The following is a 23179-nucleotide window of genomic DNA, read 5'->3' as shown; positions in this document are numbered from 1 at the left end:
GATAAATAATGTAGATATGTACTTTGATAAGTCAGCATAACGAAAATCGATGCAATGAAACTGGAAGATGTTGAAGTGTTTGTCGAAGCCGTCAAGGCGGGTAGTCTGGCGGGAGCCGCGCGTCGGCTCTCTGTGAGCGCCATGGCGGCGTCACGGTCTCTTAATAATCTTGAGGCTGAACTGGGGGTCAGGCTGGTGCACCGCACCACGCGTTCCCTGTCACCCACCAGCGATGGGGCCGTTTTTTTGCCCCATGCGCAGGCGTTGCTGGAAGATAAAAATAACGCGCTTGCCGATCTGTTTCCCGAAGGGACGCACCTTTCCGGACGCCTGCGTATTACCGCCTCAGCGGGGTTTGGCCGTAAGATCGTTGCTCCCATGCTGACCCGGTTCATGCAGCAACATCCCGCCCTGCAGGTCGATTTACTCGCCACCGACGAACAGGTTGATATTGTCGGAAAAGGCATAGACGTGGCGTTACGCATTGCGCCGCTGCGCGATAACCGGCTGGTTGCCCATCGCCTGTGTCACAACCCTCGCGATCTCTGCGCCAGCGCGGCGTATCTTGCCGCGAATGGCTATCCAAAATCGTTTAACGATCTGGCGGCACACAGCTGTCTGACCACGTCAGATACCGTCCACTGGTCATTCGAACAGGGTGAACAGCGCTACAAACAAAAGGTGTCGGGCCGATTCTCCGCGAACTCCGTTGAGGCCATTTTCGAAGCCTGCCTCGGAGGGTTGGGGATCGCCAATTTATCCCGCTGGTACGTAGAGCCGGCGTTCAGTGAGGGTAAACTCGTGCGGATCGTCCTGGAGGACGCTCAGCCGGAATCGCTGGCCGTTTGGGCGGTTTACCCGACCTCCAGGCTGATCCCGGCAAAAGTAAGAAAATTTGTGGAAGCGCTGGAAGCCGAACTGTTGCTCAATCCGCTGACGCAACCCACCTAATATTATTTCACCGTCACCAGCCGCGCCGCCACAATCTGGTGCCCGGCCTGAACGTCCGTGTTGTCGATGCGCTGCATGATCCTGTCCGCCAGCGTGTAGCCCATCTCCCGCGCAGGGGTGGTAGCCCAGACGATCGGCAGATCGTCGAGCGCGTTTTCACCGACGTCGGCGAACGCCCCGAGCGCCACCTGATGGCCGAAGAAGGTTTCCACCCCGCCCTCGCCGCTCTGACGCCCGGCGCGGATCAGGCCAAACCAGGCGCCCATAGCAATCACATCGTTGTAACAAATCACGGCGCTGATCGTCGGACTGCTGCGCAGCAGCGCGCCTATCGCTTCCGCCGCTTTCTTCTGGCTGGATTCACACTCCACGACCCATTCGCTGTGGAACGGCAGGCCGTATTTAATCAGCGTCGCGCAGTAGCCGCCGACCCGCTCGGCGCGGGTCAGGGACGAACTTTTCCCGCCGAGCCACGCAATGCGCTGGTGTCCGCGACGAATAAGATGCTCGGTCAGCATTTGCGCGGCCTGCATGTTATCCGGGCGCAGCGTATCGGCCTCGTCCAGATAGCTGGCGCGCGAAGCAAACACCAGCGGCACGCCTTTTTCGGCGGCGCGCTCGCACAGCTCGCTGCCCACGCCCGACGCCCCGGCGACGATCACCCCGTCAACACCCTGATTCAGCAGCATATCGAGCCGGGAGAGAAGCTGATCGGGCTCGCGACCGCCGTGCAGAAGAAAGACCATCCGCCCCTGCGCTTCAAGCGCTTCGGTTAACCCTGCGGTCAGCTCCGCATAGAAAGGTGACGTCAGGTCGCGGACAATCAGGCCAATCACCCCGCTTTGCCCGCCGCGCAGCGCCGACGCCTGACGGTTACGCACAAAACCCAGCTGCTCAACCGCCTCGTTAACCCGCTGACCGGTCGCAGGAGAGATGCGCCCTTTTCCGCTTAGCACCAGAGAAACGGTGCTGACGGAAACGCCCGCCGCCAGCGCGACATCGTTGATGGTGATTTTTTTCGCTACAGCCATGTGTTGGCGTGACTCCCTGAAATGAGATCGGTAAAACGTTTTATCAATACGTTATCTTTATACTACCAGTCAAAGCCTGAGAATGTGATTTAGCGCGCACTAAACTTTGATAAAACGTTTTATCTTCTCGCAGCATTGAAGCAGGCAAACTGATTTTAACAATAAAGGAGTCGTTTTATGACGGCGAAAGCAGCACAAAAAATATCGCTGTGGGAATTTTTCCAGCAACTGGGTAAAACCTTTATGCTGCCCGTGGCACTCCTCTCGTTCTGCGGGATCATGCTTGGGATCGGCAGCTCGCTGAGCAGTAAAGACGTCATCACGCTGATCCCGTTCCTCGGTACCCCGGTGCTGCAGGCGATCTTCATCTGGATGAGTAAAGTCGGCTCCTTTGCGTTTAGCTTCCTGCCCGTGATGTTCTGTATTGCTATCCCGCTGGGTCTGGCGCGCGAGAACAAAGGCGTCGCGGCGTTTGCCGGCTTTGTGGGCTACGCCGTGATGAACCTGGCGGTTAACTTCTGGCTGACCGCGAAAGGCATTTTGCCGACCACCGACGCCGCCGTACTTAAAGCCAACAACATTCAGAGCGTGATCGGTATCCAGTCTATTGATACCGGGATACTCGGGGCAGTGATCGCAGGGGTCATTATCTGGATGCTGCACGAGCGCTTCCACAATATCCGGCTGCCGGATGCCCTGGCCTTCTTCGGCGGTACCCGCTTTGTGCCGATTGTTACCCTGGTCGTGATGGGTCTGTTCGGTTTAATCATTCCGCTGATCTGGCCGGTCTTTGCGATGGGCATTAACGGTATTGGCCGCATCATCAACGGCGCGGGAGATTTCGGTCCGATGATCTTCGGCACCGGCGAGCGTCTGCTGCTGCCGTTTGGCCTGCAGCATATCCTGGTGGCCCTGATTCGCTTCACCGAAGCGGGCGGCACCATGGAGGTGTGCGGTCACGACGTGAGCGGCGCGCTGACCATCTTCCAGGCGCAGCTGAGCTGCCCGACCACCCACGGCTTCTCGGAAAGCGCCACCCGCTTCCTGTCTCAGGGTAAAATGCCTGCCTTCCTCGGCGGCCTGCCGGGTGCCGCGCTGGCGATGTACCACTGCGCTCGCCCGGAAAACCGTCATAAAATTAAAGGCCTGCTGATTTCCGGCGTGATCGCCTGCGTCGTGGGCGGTACCACCGAGCCAATCGAATTCCTGTTCCTGTTCGTCGCACCGGTGCTGTACCTCATCCACGCGGTGCTGACCGGTCTGGGCTTTACCGTGATGGCGGTGCTGGGCGTGACCATCGGCAACACCGACGGCAACGTGATCGACTTCGTGGTGTTCGGGATCCTGCACGGCCTGTCCACCAAGTGGTACCTGGTGCCGGTCGTGGCGGCTATCTGGTTTGCGGTTTACTACGGCATCTTCCGCTTCGCCATCACCCGCTTTAACCTGAAAACGCCTGGCCGCGATACCGATACGGCGAGCAGCGTTGAACAGGCGGTTGCCGGGACCGTGGGCAAATCCGGCTACAACACACCGGCCATTCTGGCGGCGCTGGGCGGCGCGGATAACATCACCTCGCTCGATAACTGCATCACCCGCCTGCGTCTGTCGGTGGCGGATATGTCAAAAGTGGATACCAACGCCCTGAAAGCCAACCGGGCCATCGGCGTGGTACAGTTAAATCAGCACAATTTGCAGGTGGTTATCGGCCCGCAGGTCCAGTCGGTGAAGGATGAGCTGGCAACCCTGATGCGAACAGTTGAAGCCTGATGCCTCAGCCCCCTCTCTTGAGGGGGTTTTACTTTAAGGACTCACGTCATGTTTGATTTTTCTACCGTCGTGGATCGACACGGCACCTGGTGTACGCAGTGGGACTACGTCGCCGACCGCTTTGGCGCGGCCGATCTGCTGCCCTTCACCATCTCGGATATGGATTTCGCCACCGCGCCCTGCGTTACCGACGCGCTGCATCAGCGCATTAATCACGGCGTGCTGGGCTACAGCCGCTGGAAGAATGATGAGTTTCTCGCCGCCGTCGCGCACTGGTTCCAGCAGCGCTTTAACAGCACGATTGATACGGAAACCGTCGTTTATGGTCCTTCCGTTATCTACATGGTGTCAGAGCTGATTCGTCTCTGGTCACACCCCGGCGATGGCGTAGTGGTTCACACCCCGGCATACGACGCGTTTTACAAAGCTATTGAAGGGAATGCGCGTCATGTGGTGCCCGTGGAGATGGAAAAGCATGCCGCAGGCTGGCAGGGAAATATGGCGGCGCTGGAAGTGGCCCTGGCGAAACCTGAAAACAAAATTTTGCTGCTGTGCAGCCCGCAAAACCCGACCGGCAAGGTCTGGACGCGGGACGAGCTGGCGCAGATGGCTGAACTGTGCGCACGCTATGACGTGGCGGTTATCAGCGATGAAATCCATATGGATATGGTGTGGGGAGAGCATCGCCACACGCCCTGGAACGCGGTGGCGCGCGGTAAATGGGCGCTTCTCACCTCCGGCTCGAAAAGCTTTAATATTCCGGCGCTGACGGGCGCTTACGGCCTGATCGGCGATGAAGCGAGCCGTAACGGTTATCTCAGCGCACTAAAAGGCCGGGACGGACTCTCTTCCCCTTCCGTGCTGGCGCTGACGGCGCATATTGCCGCCTATCAGCAGGGAGCGCCGTGGCTGGATGCCCTGCGGGGGTATCTGGAAGAGAATCTGTTGTATATCGCGCAGGAAGTAAACCGCGCCTTTCCGAAACTGAACTGGCAGCCGCCCGAAGCGACCTACCTGGCCTGGATTGACCTGCGCCCCCTGAACATTGACGATCGGGCGCTGCAAAAAGTGCTGATCGAGCAGCAAAAAGTCGCCATCATGCCGGGATATACCTACGGCAAAGAGGGAAACGGCTTTGTTCGCCTGAACGCCGGCTGTCCGCGCAGCAAGCTTGAACAAGGGGTGCAACGTCTCATTGCCGGGATTAACACGCTCCTGTAATCAATTTGCGCAACGGAATATTCCCTTGCGCAAATAGCTTTTTACCCCGTTTTGTTTTTATAATATGGCGCACTTTAACCAGAAAAGAGTGCGACCATGATTGATACACGCCTGCCTTTAACTGATATTCATCGTCACCTTGACGGTAACATTCGTGCCCAAACCATCCTCGATCTTGGCCGCCAGTTCAATTTAACGCTTCCTGCGCAGACGCTTGAGTCGCTGATCCCTCACGTACAGGTAACCTCCAATGAACCGGACCTGGTCAGCTTCCTGAGCAAACTCGACTGGGGCGTGAAGATGCTGGCCTCGCTGGATGCCTGCCGCCGCGTGGCGTTTGAGAACATTGAAGATGCGGCCCGTAATGGCCTGCATTACGTCGAGCTGCGCTTCTCGCCGGGCTATATGGCGATGACCCACAGCCTGCCCGTTGCAGGCGTGGTGGAAGCCGTGATTGAAGGCGTGCGCGAAGGGTGTAAAACCTTCGACGTTCAGGCCCGTCTGATTGGCATTATGAGCCGTACGTTCGGCGAAGCCGCCTGCCTGCAGGAGCTTGAAGCGCTGCTGGCCCATCGCGATGCCATCACCGCCGTCGATCTGGCCGGTGACGAGCTGGGCTTCCCGGGCAGTCTGTTCCTCTCCCACTTCAACCGCGCGCGCGATGCCGGCTGGCACATTACCGTGCATGCGGGTGAAGCGGCTGGCCCGGAAAGCATCTGGCAGGCCATCCGCGAGCTGGGCGCCGAGCGTATCGGCCACGGCGTGAAGGCGGTAGAAGATCGCGCCCTGATGGATTTCCTGGCGGAGCAGCGTATCGGGATTGAGTCGTGCCTGACGTCTAATATTCAGACCAGCACCGTGGCAACGCTGGCGCATCATCCGCTGAAAACGTTCCTCGAGCACGGCGTGCTGGCCTCGCTGAACACTGACGACCCGGCGGTTCAGGGCGTGGATATCATCCACGAATACAACATCGCCGCACCGCAGGCGGGTCTGAGCCGCGAGCAGATCCGTCAGGCGCAGATCAACGGGCTGGAGATCGCCTTCCTGACGCCTGAAGAGAAGCAGGCGCTTAAAGATAAAGTGGCTCGCGGTTGAGCATTTGCCGGGTAGCGGCTACGCCTTACCCGGCCTACAACAGCCCTTAAAACTTATGCCAGACAGAGCGTGGCGCGATGTTTGGCAGATTCAATACCCAGCTCAATCAGCTCCATAATCTGAATCGCCTGGCTGGCCGGAACCGGATTTTCGCCCGTGCCGTTCAGCGCATCGCGAATGCCCGCATAATAGGCCGGATAGTTGCCCGGGATCGTCAGCAAGGTTTCCTCTACCAGTTCCTCACCTTCCACCCGCGTGACCACGCCGTCCCGCATATCATAGCCCCAGTCTTCCTGCGGCAAACGTTCACCGCTTTTCAGCCGGTCCTCCTGCGGATCGAGGCCAAACTTCACGTAGCTCCCGCGCGTGCCGTGAATGATGTAGCGGGCCGATTCCGCGGCCGCGACCATCGTGCCGTGCAGCACAATCCGCCGCTGCGGGTAGCTGAGCACCGCGTGGAAGTAATCGGTCGTCTGCGCTCCGGGCCGGAGCTGGGCCAGATCGACCGTCATGCTCACCGGCAGACCAAAAAGATTGACGGCCTGATCCAGCAGATGCGGGGCTAAATCGTACCAGATGCCGCTACCCGGACCGGCCTGCTCGCGCCAGCGGTTTCGTACCTGCGGACGGAAGCGGTCAAAGTGCGATTCAAAAAAGAGGATCTCCCCTAGCGTGCCTTCACTGAGAAGCCTTTTTACCGTCAGAAAGTCGCTGTCCCAGCGGCGGTTATGGAATACCGACAGCAGCCTGCCCAGACTTTTTGCCAGCGCATCCAGCTCGCGAGCCTGAGACAACGTGACGGTAAAGGGCTTATCGACCACCACGTGCTTACCGGCTTCAAGCGCGGCCTTTGCCAGCGGGAAGTGGGTGTCGTTCGGGGTGGGGATAACGATTAAATCAATATTCGGATCGTTGAAAAGGTGTTTTGGCTCAGAGACAACCGGCACGGAAGGCCAGTCGGCATGGACTTTAGCGGCATCGCTGCTGGATACCGCAGCCAGGATCATCCCCGGCGTCCCGGCTATCAGAGGCGCATGAAACGTTTTGCTTGCATACCCGTAGCCGATAAGCCCAACGCGGATATTATCACTCATAGTGCCGTCCTCTTTTATGACGTTCTTATTTCACACTGGCTAGCCTGGCATTACCACAGATTAATAATGTGCCATATGACTTAAAATAGCAGGTTGTAAGGGTTGTTTTTGTTACATAGTATTAACCCACTGATTTTGTTTAAGGGAACCGTTCCCAAAGCGCTTGCCGTCGGGGAAACGTCGCTGTAACATTTGCGACCTGTATTTATGGATAAAGTACAACTACGAATCATGACGTCAATTATTAATCGAATCATTGAATTAGCGGGATGGATTGTCCTTGGGGTTTCGGTCATTTTGCTGGGCGTTGCCAGCCATATCGATAACTACCAGCCGCCGGAGCCTGTCACAGTCGCCCAACCTAAGTAACCGGTTACTGCAATAAAGAGTGACATAATATGTCAGTTACTTATTGCCAGCCCTGGTGAACACGGTTAACCTTCTCTTCCAGGCATCGTCTGATGCCTGAATTTCAGCAAAGAAAACTCCTAATTTCGTCGCGTTACCTGAGTGGGCTGTTTACGTCTTTATTAATCCGTTTATTATTCGAACGAATTACCTTAACTGGTATTACTCACTTTTATATGGAAACTTATTAATATGACAGTTCAGGACTATTTATTAAAATTTCGCAAGATCAATTCGCTTGAGAGCCTGGAAAAACTGTTTGACCATCTGAACTACACCCTGTCGGATAATCAGGACATCATTAATATGTATCGCGCTGCTGACCATCGCCGTGCGGAGCTGGTTTCCGGAGGTCGTTTGTTCAACGTGGGTGAAGTGCCTAAGTCCGTATGGCGTTACGTTTTATAAGAAAGTAGCCATCCGCGCGAAATGTTATATACTCTCCGCCCTGCAAACTGGCTGTACAACATTTCGCGCAGATTATGGGAGAGTTCATGACCGCAACGCCTGGAGAACGCATTGGAGGCTGGTTAATCGCCCCACTGGCATGGCTGCTGGTTGCCTTATTAAGCGCATCACTTGCGCTGCTGCTGTATACCACCGCACTGATTACTCCTCACGCCATCCAGACCCTGATGTCGCAAAGCGTGCTGAGTATTGCGATGTGGTTTGTGTCGTTCGTTTTCGCGATTGGTATGTGGTACTACACCCTGTGGTTGACCATCGCCTTCTTTAAGCGCCGCAAAAGTGTACCTAAACACTACATTATCTGGCTGCTGATTTCGGTTCTGCTGGCGGTTAAAGCCTTTGCTTTTTCGCCCGTATCAGACGCTCTGGCCGTTCGTCAGCTGCTTTTCCCGTTACTGGCGGCCGCGCTGCTGGTTCCCTATTTCAAACGTTCGACGCGGGTAAAAAACACCTTCGTGAACCCGTAATAACCTTACAGATAACCTGTTGTCGCCTGCGTGAGTTTGTCCGATAATAGGCGGCTTTTTTATTTCAGGCTAAATAATGACCGATTACTTACTGCTCTTTGTCGGCACCGTGCTGGTTAACAACTTCGTTCTGGTGAAGTTCCTTGGCCTGTGCCCGTTTATGGGCGTGTCCAAAAAGCTGGAAACGGCGATGGGCATGGGGCTGGCGACAACCTTCGTCATGACGATGGCGTCCATCTGCGCGTGGTTGATTGATACCTGGATCCTCATCCCGCTGGGGTTAATCTATCTTCGTACGCTGGCTTTTATTCTGGTCATTGCGGTTGTTGTGCAATTTACTGAAATGGTGGTGCGTAAAACCAGCCCGGCCCTCTATCGCCTGCTGGGTATCTTCCTGCCGCTGATCACCACCAACTGCGCCGTTCTCGGCGTTGCGCTGCTGAACATCAACCTTGGCCATAACTTTATGCAGTCGGCGCTGTACGGTTTTTCCGCCGCCGTCGGTTTCTCATTTGTTATGGTCCTGTTCGCGTCGATTCGCGAGCGTCTGGCGGCAGCGGATATCCCTGCGCCCTTCCGCGGTAACGCGATTGCGCTGGTGACCGCGGGTTTAATGTCTCTGGCCTTTATGGGCTTTAGTGGTCTGGTGAAGTTGTAATGAATGCTATCTGGATTGCCATCGCCTCTATCAGCGTCCTGGGGTTGGTGTTTGGCCTTATCCTGGGTTACGCCTCCCGCCGTTTCGCGGTAGAGGACGATCCTGTTGTTGAGAAAATTGATGAGCTGCTGCCGCAAAGCCAGTGCGGGCAGTGCGGCTACCCGGGCTGCCGTCCCTACGCTGAAGCGGTAGGCATTCAGGGTGAAAAAATTAACCGCTGCGCCCCCGGCGGCGAAGCGGTGATGCTGAAAATCGCGGCCCTGCTTAACGTCGATCCGCAGCCCGTTGATGGCGATGCGGAGGTGCAGGAGCCGGTTCGCGCCCTGGCCGTGATCGACGAAGCCAACTGCATCGGCTGCACCAAATGTATTCAGGCCTGCCCGGTTGACGCCATTGTCGGCGCCACCCGCGCCATGCACACCGTCGTGGCGGACCTCTGCACCGGCTGTAACCTCTGCGTGGCTCCCTGCCCGACGCAATGTATCGAGCTGCGCCCGGTTGAAACGACTACCGAAAGCTGGAAGTGGGATCTTCAAACCATTCCGGTTCGCATCATTCCTGTGGAACAACATGCTTAAGTTATTTTCTGCTTTCAGAAAAGAGAAGATTTGGGACTTTGACGGCGGTATCCATCCGCCAGAGATGAAAACCCAGTCCAACGGCACGCCGCTGCGTCAAATTCCGCTGGCAACGCGTTACGTCATGCCGCTCAAGCAGCATATTGGCGCTGAGGGCGAGCTGTGCGTGAAAGAAGGCGATACGGTTCTTCGCGGTCAGCCGCTGACCTTTGGCCGTGGACGTATGCTGCCGGTGCACGCCCCTACCTCCGGTAAAGTGGTGGCGATTGCCCCTCATACGGTGGCTCATCCGTCCGCGCTGTCGGAGCCGAGCGTGATCATTGAAGCCGACGGCGAAGACCGCTGGATCGATCGTGACGGCTGGAGCGACTACCGCTCCCACAGCCGCGAAGCCCTTATCGAGCGAATTCATCAGTTCGGCGTCGCCGGGCTGGGTGGCGCGGGCTTCCCTACCGGCGTTAAGCTGCGCGGCGGTGGCGATAACATCCAGACGTTGATTATCAACGCCGCCGAGTGCGAGCCGTATATCACCGCCGACGATCGTCTGATGCAGGATTGCGCCGCTCAGGTGGTGGAAGGCATCCGCATCCTGGCGCACATTCTTAAGCCGCGGGAAGTGCTGATTGGTATCGAAGACAATAAACCGCAGGCCATCTCGATGCTGCGCGCCGTGCTGGCGGGCAGTCATGATATTAGCCTGCGCGTTATCCCGACCAAGTACCCTTCTGGCGGCGCAAAACAGCTGACGCAAATTCTGACCGGCAAGCAGGTGCCGCACGGCGGACGCTCATCGGATATCGGCGTGCTGATGCAAAACGTTGGCACCGCCTATGCGGTGAAGCGCGCGGTGATTGACGGCGAGCCGTTGACCGAGCGCGTGGTGACGCTGACAGGGGAATCGATTTCCCGTCCGGGCAACGTCTGGGCGCGTCTGGGTACGCCGGTGCGCCATCTGCTGGAACAGGCTGAATTTTGCCCGGCCAGCGATCAGATGGTGATCATGGGCGGCCCGCTGATGGGCTTTACGCTGCCGTGGCTGGACGTTCCGGTAGTGAAAATCACTAACTGTCTGCTCGCCCCTTCCCCCACCGAAATGGGTGAAGAGCAGGAAGAGAAAGGTTGCATCCGCTGCAGCGCCTGTGCCGATGCCTGCCCGGCGGATCTCCTCCCGCAGCAGCTGTACTGGTACAGCAAAGGCCAACTGCACGACAAGGCAAAATCACATAATCTGGCCGACTGCATTGAATGCGGCGCCTGCGCCTGGGTCTGCCCAAGCAACATTCCGCTGGTGCAATACTTCCGTCAGGAGAAGGCCGAGATTTATGCCATCTCCATGGAAGAAAAACGCGCCGCAGAAGCCAAGGCACGTTTTGAAGCGCGTCAGGCGCGACTGGAGCGCGAAAAAATCGCCCGTCAGGAACGCCATAAGCAGGCCGCCGTTCAGCCTGCCGGGAAAGATCAGGATGCGATCAACGCCGCACTGGCGCGCGTTCGCGAGAAAAAAGCCGATGCCGCCCAGACGGTGGTGATCCAGGCCGGGGAAAAACCGGATAACAGCGAGGCGATTGACGCTCGCGAAGCGCGAAAGGCTGCGGCTCGCGCGCGTCAGGCGGAAAAAGCGCAAACGGTTCAGGCAGATACTGAGATCGACCCGCGTAAAGCGGCCGTTGAAGCGGCGATAGCCCGGGCCAAGGCCCGCAAAGCTGGAGAGCAGCAGGTAGTCGTCGAGCAAGAAGCGGTCGACCCACGCAAAGCCGCCGTCGAAGCAGCGATTGCTCGCGCCAAAGCCCGCAAGGCTGCGCAGCAGGCGCCAGAGGCAGTATCAGAAGCACCACCGGTCGACCCGCGTAAAGCCGCCGTCGAAGCAGCGATTGCTCGCGCCAAAGCCCGCAAGGCTGCGCAGCAGGCGCCAGAGGCAGTATCAGAAACACCACCGGTCGACCCGCGTAAAGCCGCCGTCGAAGCAGCGATTGCCCGCGCCAAAGCCCGTAAGGCTGCGCAGCAGGAAGAGCAGCCGCAGGCCGCCAACGATGACCCGCGCAAGGCCGCCGTCGCCGCCGCCATTGCGCGCGTTCAGGCGAAGAAAGCCGCACAGCAAGCCGTAAACGAGGATTAAATGGTTTTCAGAATCGCAAGTTCCCCTTACACCCACAACCAGCGTCAGACATCGCGCATTATGATGCTGGTCTGCCTGGCCGCGCTGCCGGGCATTGCCGTTCAGTGCTGGTTTTTCGGCTGGGGAACCCTGTTCCAGATAGCCCTGGGCTGCGCCAGCGCCGTCGCGGCGGAAGCACTCGTCCTGAAGCTGCGTAAGATGGCGGTGTCACGCATTCTGGCTGACAACTCCGCGCTGCTGACCGGCCTGCTGCTCGCCATCAGTATTCCGCCGTTTGCCCCGTGGTGGATGGTCATGCTCGGTACCGTGTTTGCCGTGATCATTGCCAAACAGCTGTACGGCGGGCTCGGCCATAACCCGTTTAACCCGGCGATGATTGGCTACGTGGTGCTGCTGATCTCCTTCCCGGTGCAGATGACCAGCTGGCTGCCACCGCACGAGATTGCGGCCACGGTTCCGGGCTTTATGGATGCCCTGCACGTTATCTTTACCGGCCATACGGCGCTCGGCGCTGATATGAACGCGCTGCGCATGGGCGTGGACGGTATCAGCCAGGCGACGCCTCTCGATACCTTTAAAACGTCCCTGCACGCCGGGCAAAGCGTTGAGCAGATCATGAAATCCGCGATTTACAGCGGCATGCTGGCGGGTGCGGGCTGGCAGTGGGTCAACCTGGCGTATCTGCTGGGCGGCCTGTTCCTGCTGCAGCAGAAAGCCATTCGCTGGCATATTCCGGTCAGCTTCCTCGTGACGCTGGCGGTTTGCGCCACGCTGGGTTGGGTATTCTCTCCTGAATCACTCGCCAGCCCGCAGATGCATTTGCTCTCCGGTGCGACCATGCTGGGTGCCTTCTTTATCCTGACGGACCCGGTCACGGCGTCAACGACTAACCGCGGCCGCCTGATCTTCGGCGCGCTGGCGGGCCTGCTGGTATGGCTCATCCGCAGCTTTGGCGGTTACCCGGACGGCGTCGCGTTTGCCGTCCTGCTTGCCAATATTACCGTTCCGCTCATCGACTATTACACGCGTCCGCGCGTGTACGGCCATCGCTAAGGGTTTCGCCATGTTAAAAACGATGCAAAAGCACGGCGTCACGCTGGCTGTCTTCGCCGCGGTTCTCACCGGGCTGACGGCCCTGGTTAACACGTTAACCAAAACGACCATCGAAGAGCAGGCTTCAAAGCAGCAAAAGGCGCTGTTCGATCAGGTGATCCCGTCAGATTTCTACGATAATGACCTGCAAAAGAGCTGCTTTGTGGTAGACGCGCCGCAGCTTGGGAAAGGCGCGCACCGCCTCTTTATTGCCCGCAAAGGGGATAGACCGGTAGGCGCGGTGATGGAAGCGACCGCGCCCGACGGCTATTCCGGCGCCATTCAGCTGCTTGTCGGCAGCGATTTCTCCGGCACTATTCTGGGTACTCGCGTGACGGAACATCATGAAACGCCGGGCCTGGGCGATAAAATTGAAACCCGTCTGAGCGACTGGATTTTGCACTTCGCCGGTAAAGTTATCCATGGCGAAGGGGATACCGCGTTTGCGGTGAAGAAAGATGGCGGCGAGTTCGACCAGTTCACCGGCGCGACCATCACGCCGCGCGCCGTGGTGAACGCCGTAAAACGAGCCGGGCTGTATGCTGAAACGCTGCCCGCGCAAATCAACAATCTTCCGGCCTGTGAGGAGTAATCATGAGCCAGGTTAAAGAGGTTATTGTCCAGGGGTTGTGGAAGAACAACTCCGCGCTGGTCCAGCTTCTGGGGATGTGTCCCCTGCTGGCGGTAACGTCCACCGCCACCAACGCGCTCGGTCTGGGTCTGGCAACCACGCTGGTGCTGACGCTGACCAACCTCTCCATCTCCGCCCTGCGCCGCTGGACGCCGTCGGAAATTCGTATTCCGATTTACGTCATGATCATTGCGTCGGTGGTCAGTATCGTCCAGATGCTGATTAACGCCTACGCGTTCGGTCTGTACCAGTCGCTCGGGATCTTTATTCCCCTTATCGTCACCAACTGTATCGTCGTTGGCCGTGCGGAAGCGTTCGCGGTGAAAAACAGCCCCGCCATGTCGGCGCTGGATGGTTTTTCCATTGGAATGGGCGCCACCTGCGCCATGTTCGTGCTGGGCTCGCTGCGCGAGATCCTCGGTAACGGTACGCTGTTTGACGGCGCAGATGCGCTACTGGGCGGCTGGGCCAAAGCGCTGCGCGTTGAAGTGTTCCACACCGATACGCCATTCCTGCTGGCAATGCTGCCCCCTGGCGCGTTTATTGGCCTTGGCATGATGCTGGCGATAAAATACCTGATTGATGAGAAACGTAAGCGCCGCGCGGCTGAGCGTAGCGTTCTGGAAGGGACACCCGAGAAGGCTTCATGAATAAAGAAAAGCGCATTGCGATCCTGACCCGTCTGCGGGACGAGAACCCGCACCCGACGACGGAGCTGAATTTTACCTCCCCGTTTGAGCTGCTGATCGCGGTGTTGCTCTCTGCACAGGCGACCGATGTGAGCGTCAATAAAGCCACTGCCCTGCTCTATCCGGTCGCCAATACGCCAAAAGCCATGCTGGAGCTGGGCGTGGAAGGCGTGAAGTCCTATATCAAAACCATCGGCCTGTTTAACAGCAAAGCCGAGAACGTCATTAAGACCTGCCGGATCCTGCTGGAACAGCACGGAGGCGAAGTACCGGAAGATCGCGCCGCACTGGAAGCCTTACCGGGCGTGGGGCGTAAGACCGCAAACGTGGTGCTCAACACCGCGTTTGGCTGGCCGACCATCGCCGTGGATACGCATATTTTCCGCGTCTCTAACAGGACTAACTTCGCGCCGGGGAAAAATGTTGAGCAGGTCGAAGAGAAGCTGTTAAAGGTGGTTCCGGCCGAATTTAAGGTTGACTGTCATCACTGGCTGATTCTGCACGGCCGCTATACCTGTATTGCCCGTAAGCCTCGCTGCGGCTCCTGCATTATTGAAGATCTCTGCGAATACAAAGAAAAAGTGTATCCCTGATCGTCACAAACCCTTACCAAAAGAAGGGCTACCAGACACCCTTCTTTTGGCCGTTATTTGTCCGTCTTTCATTCCCCCTGACCTGTCACTTGTTCGGTTGTTTAACGCTCAAACAGGTTAATACTTTTTTCATAGCCAAAAATTTCTATACATCTGTGATCGCGATCACCCTGATAACTTCATGTTGAATTTTTGTTGTCAAAATCCGCCTAAACCCTTTGTCTGACAAGATACTCTCCTTCCATCACCGAAGATAAGACCAGCTATTTTTCAGAATATGGCCCATATCACTGCATTAAGCGGCAAATAGCAGAACATATCGCCAAAAGCCGGTCAGGGTGGGTTATCGCCAGTCGAAAAAACTACCTTTACTCATCGTATGAAATTTAACGCTGAATAACATTTATATGAACCGACGATTATACCACCTCAGATATATGTAACAGATTATTACAAACGTATTGCCAGATGGGGCAGGATAGTGAACATTACCCGCCGTTTCTCCTCCCAATATAACTATAAGGCGTATGGACTACGGCCATCGCGCTATGAACACCCCCGTTAATATGGGATGTAAAAAAAGAGGTATATGTGTCTACTGCAAACAATAAACCAACAGATGAAAGCGTGAGTCTTAACGCTTTTAAACAGCCTAAAGCGTTCTATCTCATCTTCTCTATCGAGTTATGGGAGCGTTTTGGTTATTACGGCCTGCAAGGGATCATGGCGGTTTACCTGGTAAAACAGCTGGGTATGTCCGAAGCCGATTCCATCACGCTGTTCTCTTCCTTTAGTGCTCTGGTGTACGGTCTGGTCGCTATTGGCGGCTGGCTGGGTGATAAAGTCCTCGGGACTAAACGCGTCATCATGCTGGGCGCCATTGTCCTGGCGATTGGCTATGGTCTGGTTGCATGGTCAGGGCATGATGCCGCTGTCGTGTATATGGGTATGGCGACGATTGCCGTCGGTAACGGTCTGTTCAAAGCGAACCCGTCCTCCCTGCTTTCTACCTGCTATAACAAAGACGATCCGCGCCTGGACGGTGCATTTACCATGTACTACATGTCCATCAACATCGGTTCGTTCTTCTCGATGCTGGCAACCCCATGGCTTGCGGCGAAGTTCGGCTGGAGCGTGGCGTTTGCGCTGAGCTTCGTGGGCATGTTGATCACCGTGGTCAACTTCCTGTTCTGCCGCAGCTGGGTTAAAGACTACGGTTCAAAACCTGACTTCGAGCCTGTGCATATGGGCAAACTGCTGGCCACCATCGTGGGCGTTGTTGTCCTCGCGGCAATTGCCACCTGGCTGCTGCACAACCAGGGTATCGCCCGTGCCGTTCTGGGCGTGGTTGCGCTGGGTATCGTGGTTATCTTTGCGAAAGAAGCGTTCGCCATGCAGGGTGCTGCCCGTCGCAAGATGATTGTGGCGTTCATCCTGATGCTGGAAGCGATTATCTTCTTCGTACTGTACAGCCAGATGCCAACCTCACTGAACTTCTTCGCCATTCGTAACGTTGAGCACTCAATTCTGGGCATCGCGTTCGAGCCGGAACAGTATCAGGCGCTGAACCCGTTCTGGATCATGATTGGTAGCCCGATTCTGGCCGCTATCTATAACAAGATGGGCGACCGTCTGCCAATGCCGCACAAGTTTGCTATCGGTATGGTGCTGTGCTCCGGCGCGTTCCTGGTGCTGCCGCTGGGTACCAAATTTGCCACCGACGCGGGTATCGTGTCCGTTAACTGGCTGATCCTGAGCTACGCGCTGCAGTCTATCGGTGAACTGATGATCTCCGGTCTGGGTCTGGCGATGGTTGCGCAGCTGGTGCCACAGCGTCTGATGGGCTTCATTATGGGTAGCTGGTTCCTGACCACTGCCGGTGCGGCAATCATTGCGGGTAAAATTGCGAATCTGATGGCTGTGCCGGAAAACGTCACTGACCCACTGGTCTCCCTGAACGTCTACGGTACCGTGTTCATGCAGATTGGTATCGCGACTGCGGTTATTGCAGTTCTGATGCTGCTGACCGCGCCGAAACTGAATCGTATGACTCAGGACGACGACAAGACGGCTGAAGCGACCAAAACCGCTACCGCGTAAGATTATTGAGAAACGACAGAACAGAAGCCGCTAGTGTATTAGCGGCTTTTTTTTTGTCCGTTGGCGCACTAACATAGCTGAAACCTCAGCAAAAAGGAGTTACCGATGAAACTGTTCTACAAACCGGGCGCGTGCTCTCTTGCTTCCCATATCACCCTGCGCGAGAGCGGCAAAGATTTCACGCTGGATGGCGTTGATCTGATGAAAAAGCGTCTGGAAAATGGCGATGATTTTCTTGCCATTAACCCCAAGGGACAAGTTCCGGCGCTCTTGCTGGATGACGGTACTCTGCTGACCGAAGGCGTCGCGATTATGCAGTTCCTGGCCGATAGCGTACCCGATCGCCAGCTGCTGGCTCCGGTCAGTACCATTTCTCGCTATAAGACGCTGGAATGGCTGAACTACATTGCGACCGAACTGCACAAAGGATTTACGCCGTTGTTCCGCCCGGATACGCCAGAGGAGTTCAAACCGACCCTGCGTGCGCTTCTTGAGAAAAAGCTGCAGTACGTTAACGAATCGCTGAAAGACGAACAGTGGATTTGTGGTTCGCGCTTCACGATTGCCGATGCGTATCTGTTTACCGTGCTGCGCTGGGCGCGCGCGGTTAAGCTGAACCTGGAAGGGTTAGACCATATCGCATCGTATATGAAACGCGTGGCAGAGCGTCCTGCAGTGGCTGCGGCGCTGAAAGCGGAAGGGTTGAACTAACCGAGCTGCCTGTGTTGCCGGGTGGCGCTAACGCTTACCCGGCCTACACGTTTTGGCCGGTTATAACCGGGTTGCGCTGAAATAGTGCTCCGGCTTCGCGATACGATCCTGTGCCGCAACCACCTGCAGTTCATATTCCTGCATCTCTTTCGTCGCAATCATGATTTCGTACACCGCCGCGGTAACGTGCTCCAGCGCGTCGCGCATCGTCGCGCCCTGCAGCAATTTCACCAGCAGCAGACCGCTGGTGACATCCCCGACCCCAACCGGCTGGCGCAGGCCAAAATCCACCAGCGGACGGCTGATATGCCAGGCGTCATCTTTCGTCACCAGAAGCATCTCAAAACGGTCCTGGCTCAGCCCTGCGCGGGCGAGATGTTTTACCAGCACCACCTCAGGCCCCTGAGCGATCAGTTCGCGAGACGCGCTTACCGCCTCTTCTACGCTGTTAACCGGACGCTCGCAGAGAATTTCGAGCTCGACCAGGTTTGGCGCAATGATATCGCTGGCGGGCAGCGCGTGGCGGACGTGAAACTCTGCGACGCCTGGCGCCACGATACAGCCTTTCTCCGGATGGCCCATGACGGGGTCGCAGAAGTATTTTGCCGCCGGGTTTGCGGCTTTCACCTGACGTACGATGCCGAGGATATGCTCCCCCTGCTCCGCTGAGCCGAGGTAGCCGCTCAGCACGGCGTCACAGCGTCTGAGCTGGTCGATATCGGCAATTCCCTGCACAACCTCGGTGAGGTGCGAAGGTGGCATTACGCAGCCGGTCCATTTGCCGTATTGCGTGTGGTTAGAGAACTGCACGGTATTAAGGGGCCAGACGTTGACGCCGAGGCGACGCATCGGGAATTCCGCGGCGCTATTGCCTGCGTGTCCAAAAACAACGTGGGACTGAATGGCGAGGATGTTCTTCATTTTTTTCTTACCAAACCCTGAAAAAACAAAAGGGGCGTGGTTTCCCACGCCCCTGGAGACTGTTAATTATTTCCAGCAGACAAGGCAGTAGTTTTTCTTACCGCGACGCAGCAGCGTGTAGCGACCATACAGACGGTCACCGTCAACGAAGGTGTATTCCGGGTCAGCCTGTTTCTCGCCGTTGATGGTGATAGCGTTAGAGGCGATAGTTTTACGCGCCTGACCGCGCGAAGGCTGGAGCTCAGAGTCCACCAGCGCCTGCATCAGGTCAGCCCCTTTTTCCATCTCAACCATTGGCACGCCGTCCTGCGCCAGCTGTTCGAAGTCCGCTTCGCTCAGATCGCTCAGGGTACCGTTGAACAGGCTTGCGGTAATACGTTTTGCCGCGGCCAGACCTTCTTCACCGTGAACCAGTTTGGTCACTTCGTCCGCCAGCACATACTGGGCGCGCGGTGCTTTACCGCTGTTTTTGTCTTCTTCTTCCAGCGCGTTGATGTCTTCGATGTCCATAAAGGTGAAGAACTTCAGGAAGCGGTAAACATCGGCATCCGCCGTGTTGATCCAGAACTGGTAGAATTTGTACGGGCTGGTTTTCTTCGGATCGAGCCATACCGCGCCGCCTTCTGTCTTCCCAAATTTGGTGCCGTCTGCCTTGGTGATCAGCGGAACGGTCAGACCGAAGACCTGGTTCTGGTGCAGACGACGGGTCAGGTCGATACCGGAGGTGATGTTACCCCACTGATCGGAACCGCCAATCTGCAGGGAAACGCCGTGCAGCTTGTTCAGGCAGGCAAAGTCATAACCCTGCAGCAGGTTGTAGGAGAACTCGGTAAAGGAGATACCCTGGTCGTCACGGTTCAGACGCTGCTTCACGGCCTCTTTGTTAATCATCTGGTTAACAGAGAAGTGCTTTCCGATGTCGCGCAGGAAAGTCAGCACGTTCATGCTGCCAAACCAGTCGTAGTTGTTCGCGGCAATGGCAGAGTTATCACCACAGTTGAAGTCGAGGAACGGTGCAACCTGTTTGCGGATCTTATCCACCCACTCCTGCACGGTATTTTCGGTGTTCAGTTTACGCTCAGCGGCTTTAAAGCTTGGGTCACCAATCAGGCCGGTCGCGCCGCCCACCAGCGCAACAGGCTTATGGCCCGCCATCTGGAAGCGTTTCAGGCATAACAATGGAACAAGATGCCCCAAATGCAAGCTGTCAGCGGTGGGATCGAAGCCGCAATAGAGCGCGATCGGGCCTTGCGCCAGTCGCTCTGCTAACGCTTCCTCGTCCGTCACCTGGGCCACGAGGCCCCGCTCTTGCAATTGTTTAATCAAGTTACTGCTTGCCATCAAATTCTCCATGTATAAACGACTGCACCTTTGCCGGTACACGACTTTTCGCCTGATGCGAAAGGACAATAGAATAAAGCGCAAGCGCGGTGTGCGCTAGCGCTTAAATCAACAAATTTCGGGGATTACGGTGCCAGTCTGTCGATTTTCCAGCCGCCATTCTCGCGCTGGTATAAAAAGCGGTCGTGCAGGCGATGTTCGCCCCCCTGCCAGAACTCCATCTGCTCAATCGGGATGCGGAAACCGCCCCAGAAGCTTGGCAAAGGAATTTCACCCTGCTGGAACTTCTGTTTCAGCTCCAGGAATTTACTTTCCAGCACGCCGCGGGCGGAAATTCGGCTGGACTGTTTTGATACCCAGGCGCCAATCTGGCTGTCGCGCGGGCGGCTGTGGAAATACTTCACCACTTCCAGCGTCGAGAGACGTTCCGCCTTGCCGGTTACCATTACCTGACGTTCCAGCATGTGCCAGGGAAACAGCAGGCTGATACGCGGATTGTTTTCTAAATGGTGCGCCTTGCGGCTACCGAGGTTGGTATAGAACACCAGCCCTTTCTCGTCATAATGCTTGAGCAATACGATTCGCTGATACGGTTGGCCGTTTTCATCCACCGTCGCAACAACCATGGCGGTTGGGTCGGCGAGTTTCGCTTCGCAGGCCTGTTTCAGCCAGCGTTCAAAAAGCACGAGGGGCTCAGCGGGAAGATCCTGGCGACGCAGGCCGCCTTTAGTGTATTCACGGCGCAGATGCGCAATTTGCTGCAGTTCGTCGTTATCTGACATGGCGTTAGCTGACATTGAGAGTGGGTGGCGCTATTGTGCGCCGCCCCTGTAAAAATCTCAACGCTTCGGATTTTCGAGCTGGCAATTGTTCAGCACAATGCGGTCGCGTTTGTAGACCGTGGCGCTGTCGCCTTTCGACCAGAAGACGTAGATACCGTCGGAATAACGTGCGCCGGAAGCTGACATGCCCTGCTTCAGCGTCAGCAATTTATTGTCATAAACAAAACTGGCTTCCTGGCGTGGGTTATTCAGCTTGACGGTCAGCGGTTTTTCATCGCAGCGATACTCCAGCGTATCGGTCTGCATGCGCTCAAGAAGCTGGTTATAGACGCTGCATCCTGACAGCAATAAAGGCGCGGCAATAAGAAGAAGTTTTTTCATGGGCGTATTCCGAAGACTTTCCTGGTCCTGGAGGGCATGGCTGCCCTCCTGTTTCGTTCCATTCTAACGATGACGCGCCGCGCTGAATTTCAGTTAACTCTGATTATGACGAGGATTTGCCGGGAAAATCGCCCCGAGGACGCTCGCCTCACGCGCGCCGGTCACCGACGGCAAGTTGCCCGGCAGTCCGGCAATGGTGCGCCAGGCAAGCCAGGCGAAGGCCAGCGCCTCCATATCATCCCCGCTGATGCCTGCCTCGTCGGTCGTGGTCACTTCGGTACCCGACAGTAGCCCCGCAAGACGCGCCATCACCAGCGGGTTTCGGCTTCCTCCGCCGCACACCAGCAGGCGTTCACATCCGCCGCTGAGCAGAACCTGTTCGGAGATCGACACGGCCGTCAGCTCGGCAAGCGTCGCCTGGACATCCTGCGGTGCGAGCGCCGGGAATGGCGCCAGCTGACGCTCAAGCCAGCCCAGATTGAAGTATTCACGCCCCGTACTCTTGGGGGCCGGCAGGGCAAAATAAGGATCGCTTAGCATCGACTGCAGCAGCGGAATAATCACTTTCCCCCCGCTCGCCCACTCGGCGTTTTTATCATACGGTTGTCCGCACTGACGCCAGATCCAGGCATCCATTAACATATTGCCCGGGCCGGTATCGTAGCCGCGGACGGGCTGCCCCGGGATGAGCATCGACAGGTTGGCAATCCCACCAATATTGAGCACCATGCGACGTTCTATAGGGTGCGCCAGTAACGCCTGATGGAACGCGGGTACCAGCGGCGCTCCCTGCCCGCCAAGGGCGATATCGCGACGACGGAAATCGCCTACCACAGTCACGCCCGTTTTCGCCACAATCTGGTTGTTATCGCCGATTTGCAGGGTATGCGGGGCATCTCCGCCGGGCTCATGCCAGACCGTTTGTCCGTGACAGCCGATGGCCACCACATCCTGCGGGCGAAGATGTTCTTTTTGCATCAAAGCCTGCACTGCATCCGCAAACAGCGCCCCCAGGCGAACATCAAGCTGTCCAAGCTGGGAGAGGGTCAGCTGCTGCCCCTGACAGATACTCAGAATATCCTCTTTCAGTGAAATGGGGATTGGCCAGGTCAGGCTTGCCTGCTGCGCCACCATGTTTTCGTCAATGGCGGCCAGAACGACATCTACCCCATCCAGACTGGTGCCTGACATCACACCAATGTAGCGACCCGATTTCATGCGCTTTCCTTACGTTGCGTGGGCTAAGGATATCCACTCAACCATAAACGGCGCAGCTTTGCCATCCGGCGATAATATTTTTTAACAATGTCAGACGGGTAACACGGGCGGATCCTGTTTATGTCTCGTTAAGTCAAATTCAAGTACAATTTTCTTATTGTTAGTGCAAAGATATGAACTATTGCCCCTTATGCCATATAATTTAGCCATAACGGATGCCCCCAATCGGGCGTTTTTGGTGAACAGGAGATTCAAATGATTTTACGTGTACTGGGCGTTTCGCTGATTGGTTTAACTCTGGCTGGCTGTGTGAATGACAGTTCACTTTCTGGCGACGTTTACAGCGCTTCTGAAGCGAAACAGGTTCAGAACGTGACTTACGGTACCGTTGTTAACGCACGCCCTGTACAGATCCAGGGTGGTGATGAAAGCAACGTGATGGGCGCAATCGGCGGTGCCGTGCTGGGTGGTTTCCTGGGTAATACCGTCGGCGGCGGCACTGGCCGTTCTCTGGCAACGGCCGCAGGTGCCGTTGCGGGTGGCGTAGCCGGCCAGGGCGTTCAGGGTGCGATGAACAAAACCCAGGGCGTAGAGCTGGAAATTCGTAAAGACGACGGCAGCACGATCATGGTTGTGCAGAAACAAGGCAGCACTCGCTTCTCTGCAGGCCAGCGCGTTGTTCTGGCAAGCAACGGAAGTCAGGTGACCGTTTCTCCACGTTAATTAAAAATGGATGTGGTCATCAGGCCACATCCATTTACATTATTTATCACTCCCACAAATATATTTACAAAATACATTCACCCTACCCATAATTAACCACGCCATATATTGTTTCTGCGCAAAGTATTTAGCGTGCT

General features: G+C 56.5%; 24 protein-coding genes. 17 read left to right on the top strand and 7 right to left on the bottom strand.

All coding sequences use genetic code 11. The annotated features are described in order from the left end of the window. Nucleotides 1-54: 54 nt before the first annotated feature. Complete coding sequence (locus UR289_RS05295) at nucleotides 55-951, top strand: LysR family transcriptional regulator (RefSeq protein WP_320709269.1); 897 nt, start codon at nucleotides 55-57, stop codon at nucleotides 949-951. 2 nt (nucleotides 952-953) lie between these two features. Here UR289_RS05295 and UR289_RS05290 read toward each other — a convergent pair whose 3' ends face one another. Beyond that, nucleotides 954-1982 carry a Mal regulon transcriptional regulator MalI gene (locus UR289_RS05290; RefSeq protein WP_033145339.1) on the bottom strand — a complete coding sequence of 343 codons (1029 nt, stop codon included), beginning with the start codon at nucleotides 1980-1982 and terminating at the stop codon, nucleotides 954-956. Nucleotides 1983-2159: 177 nt separating this feature from the next. On the opposite strand from UR289_RS05290, the gene malX reads away from it, so the two are divergent. From malX to add, 3 genes are all read left to right on the top strand, one after another. Next, nucleotides 2160-3752 carry a maltose/glucose-specific PTS transporter subunit IIBC gene (gene malX, locus UR289_RS05285; protein WP_029740306.1) on the top strand — a complete coding sequence of 531 codons (1593 nt, stop codon included), beginning with the start codon at nucleotides 2160-2162 and terminating at the stop codon, nucleotides 3750-3752. A gap of 48 nt (nucleotides 3753-3800) precedes the next feature. Next, nucleotides 3801-4973 carry a MalY/PatB family protein gene (locus UR289_RS05280; protein WP_064672360.1) on the top strand — a complete coding sequence of 391 codons (1173 nt, stop codon included), beginning with the start codon at nucleotides 3801-3803 and terminating at the stop codon, nucleotides 4971-4973. A gap of 96 nt (nucleotides 4974-5069) precedes the next feature. Further along, nucleotides 5070-6071, top strand: a complete 1002-nt coding sequence (gene add / locus UR289_RS05275) for an adenosine deaminase (protein ID WP_033145337.1) — start codon at nucleotides 5070-5072, stop codon at nucleotides 6069-6071. Between the two features lie 53 nt (nucleotides 6072-6124). On the opposite strand, the gene UR289_RS05270 is transcribed toward add, so the two are convergent. Next, complete coding sequence (locus tag UR289_RS05270) at nucleotides 6125-7165, bottom strand: oxidoreductase (protein ID WP_143347161.1); 1041 nt, start codon at nucleotides 7163-7165, stop codon at nucleotides 6125-6127. A 243-nt stretch (nucleotides 7166-7408) separates the two neighbouring features. Between UR289_RS05270 and blr the strand changes: the two genes are divergently transcribed. The 12 genes from blr to gstA all read left to right on the top strand — a co-directional run bounded on the left by blr (nucleotide 7409) and on the right by gstA (nucleotide 17676). Continuing rightward, nucleotides 7409-7534, top strand: a complete 126-nt coding sequence (gene blr, locus UR289_RS05265; RefSeq protein ID WP_168112406.1) for a division septum protein Blr — start codon at nucleotides 7409-7411, stop codon at nucleotides 7532-7534. A 231-nt stretch (nucleotides 7535-7765) separates the two neighbouring features. Then, the gene (ydgT, locus tag UR289_RS05260; protein ID WP_013096896.1) at nucleotides 7766-7981 is read left to right on the top strand and encodes a transcription modulator YdgT; all 216 of its coding nucleotides are present in this window, start codon (nucleotides 7766-7768) and stop codon (nucleotides 7979-7981) included. A gap of 86 nt (nucleotides 7982-8067) precedes the next feature. Continuing rightward, nucleotides 8068-8508: a DUF2569 domain-containing protein gene (locus UR289_RS05255; protein WP_048977467.1), complete on the top strand. Its 441-nt coding sequence runs from the start codon at nucleotides 8068-8070 to the stop codon at nucleotides 8506-8508. A gap of 76 nt (nucleotides 8509-8584) precedes the next feature. Then, nucleotides 8585-9166: an electron transport complex subunit RsxA gene (gene rsxA, locus UR289_RS05250; protein ID WP_014883581.1), complete on the top strand. Its 582-nt coding sequence runs from the start codon at nucleotides 8585-8587 to the stop codon at nucleotides 9164-9166. Further along, nucleotides 9166-9744: an electron transport complex subunit RsxB gene (gene rsxB, locus UR289_RS05245; protein ID WP_023311378.1), complete on the top strand. Its 579-nt coding sequence runs from the start codon at nucleotides 9166-9168 to the stop codon at nucleotides 9742-9744. Before rsxA ends, rsxB begins: the two co-directional genes overlap by 1 nt. Then, nucleotides 9737-11860, top strand: coding sequence for an electron transport complex subunit RsxC (rsxC, locus tag UR289_RS05240; RefSeq protein ID WP_320709268.1), 2124 nt, complete (start codon nucleotides 9737-9739; stop codon nucleotides 11858-11860). The genes rsxB and rsxC overlap by 8 nt, the downstream gene beginning before the upstream one ends. Continuing rightward, a complete protein-coding gene (gene rsxD, locus UR289_RS05235) occupies nucleotides 11861-12913 on the top strand; it encodes an electron transport complex subunit RsxD (RefSeq protein WP_221702463.1) in 1053 nt (350 codons plus the stop codon). A gap of 10 nt (nucleotides 12914-12923) precedes the next feature. Then, nucleotides 12924-13544: an electron transport complex subunit RsxG gene (gene rsxG, locus UR289_RS05230; RefSeq protein WP_087822442.1), complete on the top strand. Its 621-nt coding sequence runs from the start codon at nucleotides 12924-12926 to the stop codon at nucleotides 13542-13544. Between the two features lie 2 nt (nucleotides 13545-13546). After that, nucleotides 13547-14233 (top strand): electron transport complex subunit E, encoded by a 687-nt coding sequence (locus UR289_RS05225; RefSeq protein WP_023617347.1) that lies wholly within the window; start codon nucleotides 13547-13549, stop codon nucleotides 14231-14233. Then, on the top strand, nucleotides 14230-14865 hold the full coding sequence (gene nth, locus UR289_RS05220) for an endonuclease III (RefSeq protein WP_008500570.1): 636 nt from the start codon (nucleotides 14230-14232) through the stop codon (nucleotides 14863-14865). The genes UR289_RS05225 and nth overlap by 4 nt, the downstream gene beginning before the upstream one ends. A gap of 591 nt (nucleotides 14866-15456) precedes the next feature. Continuing rightward, nucleotides 15457-16965, top strand: a complete 1509-nt coding sequence (dtpA, locus tag UR289_RS05215; RefSeq protein WP_033145330.1) for a dipeptide/tripeptide permease DtpA — start codon at nucleotides 15457-15459, stop codon at nucleotides 16963-16965. Between the two features lie 105 nt (nucleotides 16966-17070). Then, a complete protein-coding gene (gstA, locus tag UR289_RS05210; protein WP_048977464.1) occupies nucleotides 17071-17676 on the top strand; it encodes a glutathione transferase GstA in 606 nt (201 codons plus the stop codon). 60 nt (nucleotides 17677-17736) lie between these two features. Here gstA and pdxY read toward each other — a convergent pair whose 3' ends face one another. The 5 genes from pdxY to anmK form a co-directional block, all read right to left on the bottom strand. Then, on the bottom strand, nucleotides 17737-18597 hold the full coding sequence (gene pdxY, locus UR289_RS05205; protein WP_033146525.1) for a pyridoxal kinase PdxY: 861 nt from the start codon (nucleotides 18595-18597) through the stop codon (nucleotides 17737-17739). A gap of 66 nt (nucleotides 18598-18663) precedes the next feature. Continuing rightward, entirely contained in the window at nucleotides 18664-19938 is a 1275-nt protein-coding gene (gene tyrS / locus UR289_RS05200) for a tyrosine--tRNA ligase (protein ID WP_069302707.1), read from the bottom strand. Between the two features lie 125 nt (nucleotides 19939-20063). After that, nucleotides 20064-20720 carry a pyridoxamine 5'-phosphate oxidase gene (pdxH, locus tag UR289_RS05195; RefSeq protein WP_024909355.1) on the bottom strand — a complete coding sequence of 219 codons (657 nt, stop codon included), beginning with the start codon at nucleotides 20718-20720 and terminating at the stop codon, nucleotides 20064-20066. 57 nt (nucleotides 20721-20777) lie between these two features. Beyond that, nucleotides 20778-21101 (bottom strand): C-type lysozyme inhibitor, encoded by a 324-nt coding sequence (gene mliC, locus UR289_RS05190; RefSeq protein WP_023311369.1) that lies wholly within the window; start codon nucleotides 21099-21101, stop codon nucleotides 20778-20780. 93 nt (nucleotides 21102-21194) lie between these two features. Beyond that, nucleotides 21195-22319: an anhydro-N-acetylmuramic acid kinase gene (gene anmK / locus UR289_RS05185; protein ID WP_320709266.1), complete on the bottom strand. Its 1125-nt coding sequence runs from the start codon at nucleotides 22317-22319 to the stop codon at nucleotides 21195-21197. A gap of 255 nt (nucleotides 22320-22574) precedes the next feature. Between anmK and slyB the strand changes: the two genes are divergently transcribed. After that, the gene (gene slyB / locus UR289_RS05180) at nucleotides 22575-23042 is read left to right on the top strand and encodes an outer membrane lipoprotein SlyB (protein ID WP_023311367.1); all 468 of its coding nucleotides are present in this window, start codon (nucleotides 22575-22577) and stop codon (nucleotides 23040-23042) included. The last annotated feature ends 137 nt before the right edge of the window (nucleotides 23043-23179 follow it).

This window comes from Enterobacter sp. 302C9, assembly GCF_034106085.1.
In the GTDB taxonomy this organism is placed as follows: domain Bacteria; phylum Pseudomonadota; class Gammaproteobacteria; order Enterobacterales; family Enterobacteriaceae; genus Enterobacter; species Enterobacter asburiae_B.
This window is presented reverse-complemented; position numbering and strand designations above follow the sequence as displayed.